The 8,664-nt window shown below is 60.7% G+C and carries 9 protein-coding genes; 6 read left to right on the top strand and 3 right to left on the bottom strand.

The genetic code is table 11. The features are described from left to right. Nucleotides 1-471, top strand: a 471-nt coding sequence (locus tag EJO66_RS32875) for a hypothetical protein (protein WP_206168914.1), incomplete at its 5' end; no start/stop codon positions are given. Between the two features lie 123 nt (nt 472-594). Continuing rightward, the gene (locus EJO66_RS31975) at nt 595-927 is read left to right on the top strand and encodes a DUF6188 family protein (RefSeq protein WP_125967213.1); all 333 of its coding nucleotides are present in this window, start codon (nt 595-597) and stop codon (nt 925-927) included. 109 nt (nt 928-1,036) lie between these two features. Here the strand turns inward: EJO66_RS31975 and EJO66_RS31970 are convergent, their stop codons facing one another. Then, entirely contained in the window at nt 1,037-1,498 is a 462-nt protein-coding gene (locus tag EJO66_RS31970; protein ID WP_125967212.1) for a carboxymuconolactone decarboxylase family protein, read from the bottom strand. Nucleotides 1,499-1,716: 218 nt separating this feature from the next. Between EJO66_RS31970 and oxlT the strand changes: the two genes are divergently transcribed. The 3 genes from oxlT (at nt 1,717) to EJO66_RS33175 (ending at nt 5,477) form a co-directional block, all read left to right on the top strand. After that, nucleotides 1,717-3,075: an oxalate/formate MFS antiporter gene (oxlT, locus tag EJO66_RS31965; RefSeq protein WP_125967211.1), complete on the top strand. Its 1,359-nt coding sequence runs from the start codon at nt 1,717-1,719 to the stop codon at nt 3,073-3,075. A 506-nt stretch (nt 3,076-3,581) separates the two neighbouring features. Further along, entirely contained in the window at nt 3,582-4,784 is a 1,203-nt protein-coding gene (locus tag EJO66_RS31960) for an MFS transporter (protein WP_125967210.1), read from the top strand. A 462-nt stretch (nt 4,785-5,246) separates the two neighbouring features. Further along, on the top strand, nt 5,247-5,477 hold the full coding sequence (locus EJO66_RS33175; protein WP_338067602.1) for a VOC family protein: 231 nt from the start codon (nt 5,247-5,249) through the stop codon (nt 5,475-5,477). Nucleotides 5,478-5,742: 265 nt separating this feature from the next. Here the strand turns inward: EJO66_RS33175 and kdsA are convergent, their stop codons facing one another. Beyond that, nucleotides 5,743-6,594: a 3-deoxy-8-phosphooctulonate synthase gene (gene kdsA, locus EJO66_RS31950; RefSeq protein ID WP_125967209.1), complete on the bottom strand. Its 852-nt coding sequence runs from the start codon at nt 6,592-6,594 to the stop codon at nt 5,743-5,745. A gap of 123 nt (nt 6,595-6,717) precedes the next feature. Further along, the gene (locus EJO66_RS31945) at nt 6,718-7,449 is read right to left on the bottom strand and encodes an oxygen-binding di-iron domain-containing protein (RefSeq protein ID WP_125967215.1); all 732 of its coding nucleotides are present in this window, start codon (nt 7,447-7,449) and stop codon (nt 6,718-6,720) included. Between the two features lie 270 nt (nt 7,450-7,719). Here EJO66_RS31945 and EJO66_RS32870 point away from each other — a divergent pair, with 270 nt between their 5' ends. Further along, nucleotides 7,720-8,283 carry a hypothetical protein gene (locus tag EJO66_RS32870; protein ID WP_206168913.1) on the top strand — a complete coding sequence of 188 codons (564 nt, stop codon included), beginning with the start codon at nt 7,720-7,722 and terminating at the stop codon, nt 8,281-8,283. The last annotated feature ends 381 nt before the right edge of the window (nt 8,284-8,664 follow it).

Genomic DNA, 8,664 nt, shown 5'->3' with positions numbered 1-8,664 from the left:
GGCAGTACGTATGCCGATCAAGACAAGTGGTCCTATTTCGAAGTCCCACATATTCGCTCGGGTGAGTACCGGCCAGAGGCTTCGCTCATAAGTAGGAACGTATTGCCGCTCCCTGCACAGAACAAGGAGTACAACGTTGGCTATCTAACGGTGCGGAGGAATGCTGACGGTAGCGAGGAAGTGAGTTTGAGCGTTGAGCAAGGTCGCCGGCTGATTTGCACACCCGGTGACTGCACGGTATCGATTTCCTTCGATGGAAGGCCGCCACTCACCTTCCAAGGTGCTTCACCAAAGGACTGGGGATCAACAAGGATTGTTTTTGAAGACCCGAAGACGTTCATTGCCAGTGCCCGGCAAGCCAAGAAGATGACCGTGAACTTCCGAGAAGCGTCCAACGGACAAGCCACCTACAACTTCGAAGCGGCCTCTCCGTTGAGGTTTCCGGCGCAGGTAAAGCGTCTGAACGGCTGAACGAACTGCCGCTTCGGGGCCGTTCACGACGGCGGCACGACCGGCTACAGTCGGCCAAAAGCGGAACTACGAACATGGGTCAGAATTCGGGCAACTAGAAGCCACGCAGAAAAGGAAGTCGTGATGGTGCCTGTGCCGAAGGACCCGGTGTCGCAGGTGGTCTGCGTAGAAGATTACTTTCAGCTGCTGTTCCAAGAAGAGCGCTTCAGCTTCTTCGAAGTCGTGGAAGTTGCAACCGACCAGCGCATCCTGTCGCGCGGCCAGCCAGGCTTCTGTGATGCGCTGGTTGAGCTTATCGGCGAGCGGGCGTCCTCGGTTGCCATGGACGATGCCGGCGGGTTGACAGTGGTATTCGGCAGCGGGTCGGCGCTGCGAGCCCGCTCTGGCGCTGGCGCGGGCCCCGAGGCATGGAAGTTCGATGGCTCCGACGGCCAGATCATCATCAGTCCGAACTAAAAAGCTTCGGTAACCGGCCATAAGCCGACCTTCGTCATCAACTCCGAAATGGTCGAATTCGCGGCAGAGACCCTGATGCTGTTTGATCTCGGCGGCCGGCCGGGCGAATTCAGCCGACCGAGTACGGCGTTTCAGGCACCTGCGTGTGGAAGCTGGCGTTGAGCATGTTCCACGAGCGGATCGCGCAGACCGCGAACGTGAGGTCCGCGATCTGCGCATCACTGAAGTGCCGCCTCACGGCCTCGAACTCCGCGTCGCTGGGCGTGCGCTGCGGCACCGCGTTGACGGCCTCCGCCCAGTTGAAGGCGGCGCGCTCGGCTTCGCTGAAGAAGCGCTCCGCCTCGCGCCAGCCGGCCACCGCGTTGACATGGCGCGGGTCCATGCCCTGCTTGAGCAGATCGGCCCAGTGCATGTCGATGCAGAAAGCACAGCCATTGATCTGGCTGATGCGCAAGTTCACCAATTCACGCAGGCGCTTGTCCAGCGTGCTGCCTGCGGCGTGGGAAAACTGGGCGCCGGCGCGCGCTGCGGCGGGCGCGAGGGCGTGGTAGTCGAGTCGGGCCGAGGACATTTTGAGCTCCTTGTAGCTTGAAGGTTGGGGGAAACACCTCTTAGACGTCCGGGCGCATCGTTTTGTGACAGGCGGCAGCAATCTTGACGCAGGTCAAGAGTTTTTCTTGCGATCGCCCGGACAGTGCCCCCTTCGGATCGATCGCACGCGAGTGCGGCGATTCGATGGCTTTCCACAACTACAGACTCCACAAAAGAGACAAAGGAAAGGTTCTTCTCATGATCCCTCAGCCCAGGGATGGCACGCCTTCGCGCGCAGCCGTCGCCACCCCTTCCCACGCGGCCGCCACGGCCACTACTAGCCCCACCACTACCGTTACCGCCCCGAGCAAATCGTTGCGCTGGGTGCAGCTCGCGCTGGGCATCGTCTGCATGGCGATGATCGCCAACGTCCAGTACGGCTGGACCCTGTTCGTCGCCCCGATGGAAGCCAAGCATCATTGGGGGCTGGGTGCGATCCAGATTGCTTTTTCGATCTTTGTCGTGGTGGAAACCTGGCTGGTGCCCGTCGAAGGCTGGCTTGTCGATCGCTTCGGCCCCCGCCCGGTGGTCGCCGCCGGCGCCGTGCTCGCCGCAGTGGGCTGGATTCTCAATGCCTATGCCGACGGGCTGACCATGCTCTATACGGCCGCCGTGATCTCCGGCGTTGGCGCCGGTTGCGTCTACGGCACCTGCGTCGGCAACGCGCTGAAGTGGTTTCCTGACAAGCGCGGCTTGGCCGCGGGCCTCACGGCAGCCGGGTTCGGCGCCGGCGCGGCGCTCACCGTGATCCCGATTGCGAACATGATCCAGAGCACGGGCTACGAACACACCTTCGTGTACTTCGGCATCCTCCAGGGAGGCTGCATCTTCGTGCTCGCGATGTTCATGGCGAAGCCCTTCGCGCCCAGGGGCGTGGCCGCGCAAACCCGCCTGGTCATGACCAAGGTCGACTACACGCCCGCGCAGATGATGAAGACGCCGGTCTTCTGGCTCACCTATCTGCTGTTCGTGCTGGTGGCCGCCGGCGGACTCATGGCGACGGCAGAGATCGGCCCGATCGCGAAGGACTTTCACATCGACAAGTTGCCGATGCACTTTCTCGGCATGTCGATGCCGCTGCTGACCATGACGCTTGCCATCGACAACCTGGCGAACGGCTTCACCCGGCCGCTGTGCGGCTTCGTCTCGGACAGGATCGGCCGCGAGAACACGATGCTGCTGGTTTTCGTCGGCGAAGGGCTGGCGCTGCTCGGCTTGAAGCTGTACGGCCATGAACCTGCGGCCTTCATGACCTTTGCGGCGCTCGTGTTCCTGTTCTGGGGCGAGATCTATTCGATCTTTCCGGCACTGGTGGCCGACACCTTCGGCGGCAAGAATGCTGCCAGCAACGCCGGCACCATGTACACGGCCAAGGGCACTGCGTCGCTGTTCGTGCCGCTGGGCTCGGTACTCGCCGCGGGCGGCAACTGGGACCGCGTATTCCTGGTGGCTGCCGTCGTGTCGATCGGCGCTGGCATTGCAGCCAAGCTGCTCCTCGCACCAATGCGCCGGATGACGATCGAGGCGAGGAATGCGAACATGAGACAAGGGCCCTGAGCGTCAGCGCGACGAGTCGGCTCTACGCACCCGACTGATCGAGTCGGATGGCTCCAAGGCCCGGCGCTGCCTCGAAACCATTCTTGCGGTCCCTATGATGCTCGGCGTAGTGCTTGCGGCGCGGCTGCTTAGACAAACGACGCTGAAGGCCGTGCCCACCACGGTAGTAGCAATAGGCCTTCTCCTTGGCCAGTGGTGGTTTGTGGAGGCGCTGACTCTGCAAGCCTTCTGGAGCGCCAACGGATTCGCTCCCTGATGCCGCAAACGGCCCTCGAGCGGCCGTTCGCCAGTCAGGCACAATTCACGCATTCGAGCTCACCAGCTCACTGAGCAGCGCTCCACCTGCTCATCACGTCTCCAGGCTTCACGAGGACTGGCGACACGTTGACTCCTGTTGACCCAACACGAGCATATTGAGGCCGTGCAACCGCACCCGTCTTCCGTGATCAGGTCATCCAGGGCTCTCTAGGGACATCGAGAGCCACGAGTCAAGGAGTTCAACAGCAATGTACTCGCAAGCCCAGGAAGCACCACCTCTTTCGGTCTTGATTGCTCTTTCTGCACTTGCGGTCCTGCCGGTCAACATGTTCGCGCCTTCACTGCCGAGCATCGCCAGGGACTTCGACGTGGATTTTGCTGTGGTCAACGTCGCCATCGCCGGGTACGCCGTGGCCACCGCGCTCACACATCTGATTGCGGGCGCCCTCTCGGACAGGTTTGGACGGAAGCCTGTAGCGTTGGTTGCAATGGCTATGTTTACGGCGGCCTCCATCGGCTGCAGCTTGGCGGTCGACATTCGCATGTTCCTGTTGTGTCGTTTACTCCAGGGCGCGGTGATCGCGGGATATGCGGTCTCCCTGGCTTCCATTCGCGACACCTCAGACGAGCGTGCAGTGGCCAGCCGGATCGGCTATGTTTCTTCTGCTTGGGCCGTGGCTCCGATGATTGGGCCGGTCCTTGGTGGAGTGCTCGATTCGCGCTTCGGCTGGCGCGCAAACTTCATCGCGTTCGCACTCCTCGGTATCGCCGGCCTGTATCTGGTGGCGTTTCATCTGCCAGAGACGAACCGTCACCCATCGAGATCCGTCGTGTTGCAGTTCAGGGGGTATGGCGAACTACTGCGCTCGACGCGATTTTGCGCATATGCTCTTTGCATGGCCCTCGCGTTGGGAACACTGTATGTCTTCCTCGGGGGAGCACCATTGGTTGCAGCGCAACGCGGCGACACGTCTGGCACGGCGCTTGGCTTTTACATGGGAATGGTCCCTGCCGGCTTCATCATTGGAAGCTACGTTGTCGGGCACGCCAGTTCCCGCCGGTCATCCACCGAGCTCATTTTTGCAGGCCGTATCCTCACGTGCTCGGGCCTTCTGATTGGCCTCGGTTTGGTATTCGCCGGGGTGACACACCCGCTTGCATTCTTCGGCCCGTGCGTGAGCGTCGGCCTGGGCAATGGATTGACCATGCCCGCGGCGAATGCGCGAGTTCTTTCAATTCATCCAGGTCTTGCGGGGACTGCGTCGGGATTGGCGGCGGCTTTGACGGTGATCGGTGCAGGCATCATTGCCTTTGCCTCGGGACTGGTGGTTGATGCGTCGAACGCACGCGCTGCAGTACTCGGCGCAATGCTGACAACTTCATTGTTGTCACTTGCGGCTGCTGCATTCATCGCCCATGCGGAAAAGACCGACGGGGTAGGTCAGGCGTGATGTCGCCAAAGAGCATGAAGCACCTGAAAAAGCTGTCTCCGGCCGTGTTGGGCAAGAACATGCCGCGCGGTCCGCTCCTATCAAATGACTGCTTCGGGGCAGCGGCGATGTCCACAACGGGCCTGAGACTACTGCCGTCACACCGACTACATTCGCCAAGACCGGTCATTCAAGAGTCCGACCTCACGTGACGCCGACAGCTAGAATTCCTCTTGGTCTTGCGGACACCGCTCCGCCTTCTGAACACAAGCCAAGCAGCGAGCACCGCCTCGAACTTGACCTCTGTTTCGTCGAGTTGGAGCGCAACATGCAATCTGCTTTCCAGCGGCAGCCTCACGCTGTTTGCTTTGGCCGAATGGCACCGACGGTGTCGGTCTCTAATATTGAACGGGCCGTTGACTTCTACACGGCGTACTCGGCTTCTCAAAGGTCTTCGAGAATGGGAGGCCCGTCGGCTTCGTCATCCTTGAGAAGGACGCTTGCGAGCTTCACCTGTCGCTGTTCAAGGGGCACAAGGCAACGGGTCAGAACGTGGCGCACCTAATGGTCCAAGATGCGGCTGCTTTGTACCGACACTTGGAAGGCAACAAGGTCAAGATCATCAAGGCCCTCCGTGACTCGAATTTCGGGCTGAGATGCTTCGTTTTCGCTGATCCCGACGGAAACCGCATTGATGTGGGCGAAGACCTTTAGTGAGTTCGATCTACGCCTCGTTGCGGCCGATGTGCCCGATGCCGGGCGTGAGACTACTGGGCGCACGGGTAGATTCAGTCGCTGAGGTCGAGCGTCCGCCGACCGCTATGAGACGTCTCCGCGACGGCAGTACGAACGGCTACAGTCGGCCAAAAACCGCCCTTCGACGTCGCCCTCCAGTTCCACAAAAGCGCATGAAAATCCCGCGGATTTTCAACCTGTCCTGAGCTTACCCATGCAGGTGCGTCGGGTCGCGACGTCACGTTCAGGCGCGGATATGCAGAGGCGCGAACGACTTCACCAAGTCGTCCAACGCCTTCAACTGCGCGAGGAAAGGCTCCAACTGGTCCAGCGGCAGAGCGCTGGGTCCGTCGCATTTAGCCTGCGTAGGGTCAGGATGAGCTTCAAGAAAGAGGCCTGCCAAGCCTACGGCCAGGCCGGCACGCGCCAGTTCAACCACTTGCTCGCGTCGCCCGCCAGAGACTGCAGCGTTCGCATCGCGTTGCTGGAGGGCATGGGTAACGTCGAAGATGACGGGCAGGTTCCCCGTGACCTTCTTCATGGTACCGAAGCCAAGCATGTCCACCACCAGGTTGTCATAGCCGAAACAGGTTCCTCGGTCGCACAGAATGACGGGGGAGTTCCCCGCCTCCCTGATTTTTTCGACGATGTTGAGCACTTGCGACGGGCTCAGGAACTGGGGCTTCTTGACATTGATGACCTTGCCCGTCCTGGCAAGCGCGACGACCAAGTCAGTCTGACGGGCGAGAAACGCAGGTAGCTGTAAAACGTCCACGACTTCGGCGACGGGATTCGCCTGCCATGGCTCGTGCACGTCGGTGAGGACGGGAACGCCGAACTCTGCCTTGACGGCCTCGAAGATTTTCAGGCCCTCTTCCAATCCGGGCCCCCGGAACGAATGGATAGACGAGCGATTCGCCTTGTCGAAACTTGCCTTGAAGACGTATGGGATGCCAAGCTTGCGCGTGACGCGGACGTACTCCTGCGCAGCGCGCAGGGCCATGTCCTTCGACTCGAGTACGTTCACGCCGCCAAACAGGACAAAGCCATCGCTGTTGCTGACGTTGATTGCGGAGGTGATGGCGACGGTTGTCAAGAAGAGCTCTCCTGTAATGTTGTCTGATTCTCGCGGTTTGGCTCCTGAATCAAAATCAAGCCCTTGGCCGCCAAAGGCAGAGGTCGGCCAAGACTGGGCCTTCGCTGCGGCCGTGCACCTTACTCAACGCTGCGCGGACAACGCGACTGAAAGCTGGCGCAACAGTGACGCGCCGTTGCCCTGCCATGCGCTGCCGTGCATGCAGGCGAGCGTGCGGGGTTCCTGCTGCGCAAGCCCGGCCAGCAATGCGGCCGTTTGCGGTGCATGCGCGTAGTAGTCCATCTGGTTTCGGAACGTCTCGCTGGGGCCCAGGATGTCGGCATCGGTGAGCGCCTTCTCGCTGTTGCCCGGCTGCGTGAAGAGGTCGCCGCAGAAGAGTGTGTGCGTGCGCGTGTCCATCATCAGCCCGCATTCCCAGCCATGCGGAAGATGGGGCGTGTCGAACCAGCGCATCGTGTGGTTGCCAAGCGGGAGCTCCTCGCCGTCGGCCAGCGCGCGCGGTGGACGGTCCGCCAGGTCACTCATCGAGACCATGGCTGCAATGCTGCCGCACAACGGCACTGCTTGGGGCGCTGCTGCGAGAAACAAGTTCAATGCGCCGCACTCGTCCGCCTCGACATGGGACAACCCGATGTAGCGGAGGCGCTCGACCGGCATCACACTCGCGATGGCTTCGCTCACTAGCGGGAAAAGCTGGCGCGGCCCGGAGTGGAACAACAGCGGCTCGTCGTCGACCACAAGGTATTGGTTGAAGCTGAACAGGCTGCCGTCGGGCAGCGGTACTGGCGTATTGATGCGGAATATGCCCATCGCAATTTCCTGCACGTTGGTGCCCGACTGTGAATTTGTGGTCATGTGTGTCTCCTGCGCGTTACGGAGCGACGACCAGATGCGTCGCCAGAGCGCCACGGTACTCCAGTTTGACAATCCGGCGCCAGAGGGAGCTGTGCCCTGAATGATGGCGTGCGGGGGAACCGGGGTCTTCGGCAGAATACGGCGCCAGGAAGCGGAGGTTCGTCATAAGCTGCCAGCTACCTAGCGCGAAGGTCGGCGCACCGCGTCGCCTAGCATCTCGGCCGTGTTCGGCCACAACCGGACCTTCGTCGGCAGGTTAGATTTACGCCTATGACACGTTCACGAACACCTCTCGAGGCCGCCGCCGGCAAGCTCATCGCCGCGATTCAAAAGGAGTGGGACGTCGAAGCTGGGGAGCCGGAGTCGGCCGCGAGCGAGGAGGCAATGCATGCGGCCCACGGCCTGCTGCAGGCCGCTTCGAAATTCGGGTCAATCGAGAGCGTCATCGGCTCGGGCTCCGTGGCGGCGTACTTGGGCGAGCAGTGGGTTCAGGCTCATCCGCAGGTGCTGCCATACATCGAGGCCCTTGAAGGCGCTCAACGAGCAACCGACGTCAAGCGGCCAGAACCAGACGGTCGGAGGCGCGGTGAAATGACAAATAGAAGTTCCGTGAAGCTGAAAAACTCGTTCACCACTGGTCTGTCGATCATCGTGGAGCCGTGGGCAAATGAGTTTCACCTTCCGCCCGGTTCGGAATGCGAGGTCGTTTCTATCGGAGGAGCTGTAGATACCGAGATCCTCATTGAACTGGAGGCGCCCTCCACGCTTATCTTTTGGGTTAACACTCCCGGTGCTTTGTATGAGTACTGGCAGGACGGCAAGCTCATAGATTAGGTCCCCCAGGCCACAATTAGACGTTCCACCGCCCACAACCAAACCCAAATGGCCAAGTTCTATCCTGGAGCAAAGTTCGATGCAGCAATGCACCTCGTCCACTGTGCCGTTGGATTGGGCCTAATCTCAGGGGCAGCTCTCGCCGCGTTCATTGGACAACTAGTCTTGGCAGGCATGCTGGCCGTTCTCGCTGGTGGCATGTTCCTGCGCTTCAAGCGAGGTCGGTTGCGCAAAGGTAAATGACTAGACCCCGAGCAAGTTATGCGACGACGACTCACAGTGCTTCTTATGCTGAGCACCAGCCTCGGCTTCAGCATTTGCGCTCGAGCAGATTCACGAGCAGCGACCAAAGACTTAGTACTTTTTTTGCCGTCACCTCTT

It is taken from the genome of Variovorax beijingensis (assembly GCF_003951285.1).
GTDB classification, from domain to species: Bacteria; Pseudomonadota; Gammaproteobacteria; order Burkholderiales; family Burkholderiaceae_C; genus Variovorax; species Variovorax beijingensis.
This window is presented reverse-complemented; position numbering and strand designations above follow the sequence as displayed.

Bases quoted from the DNA above. Each gene is read 5' to 3' on its own strand.
- EJO66_RS31975 (WP_125967213.1), top strand. From the start codon at position 595: ATGGTGCCTGTGCCGAAGGACCCGGTGTCGCAGGTGGTCTGCGTAGAA.
- EJO66_RS31970 (WP_125967212.1), bottom strand. From the start codon at position 1,498: ATGTCCTCGGCCCGACTCGACTACCACGCCCTCGCGCCCGCCGCAGCG.
- oxlT (WP_125967211.1), top strand. From the start codon at position 1,717: ATGATCCCTCAGCCCAGGGATGGCACGCCTTCGCGCGCAGCCGTCGCC.
- EJO66_RS31960 (WP_125967210.1), top strand. From the start codon at position 3,582: ATGTACTCGCAAGCCCAGGAAGCACCACCTCTTTCGGTCTTGATTGCT.
- EJO66_RS31945 (WP_125967215.1), bottom strand. From the start codon at position 7,449: ATGACCACAAATTCACAGTCGGGCACCAACGTGCAGGAAATTGCGATG.
- EJO66_RS32870 (WP_206168913.1), top strand. From the start codon at position 7,720: ATGACACGTTCACGAACACCTCTCGAGGCCGCCGCCGGCAAGCTCATC.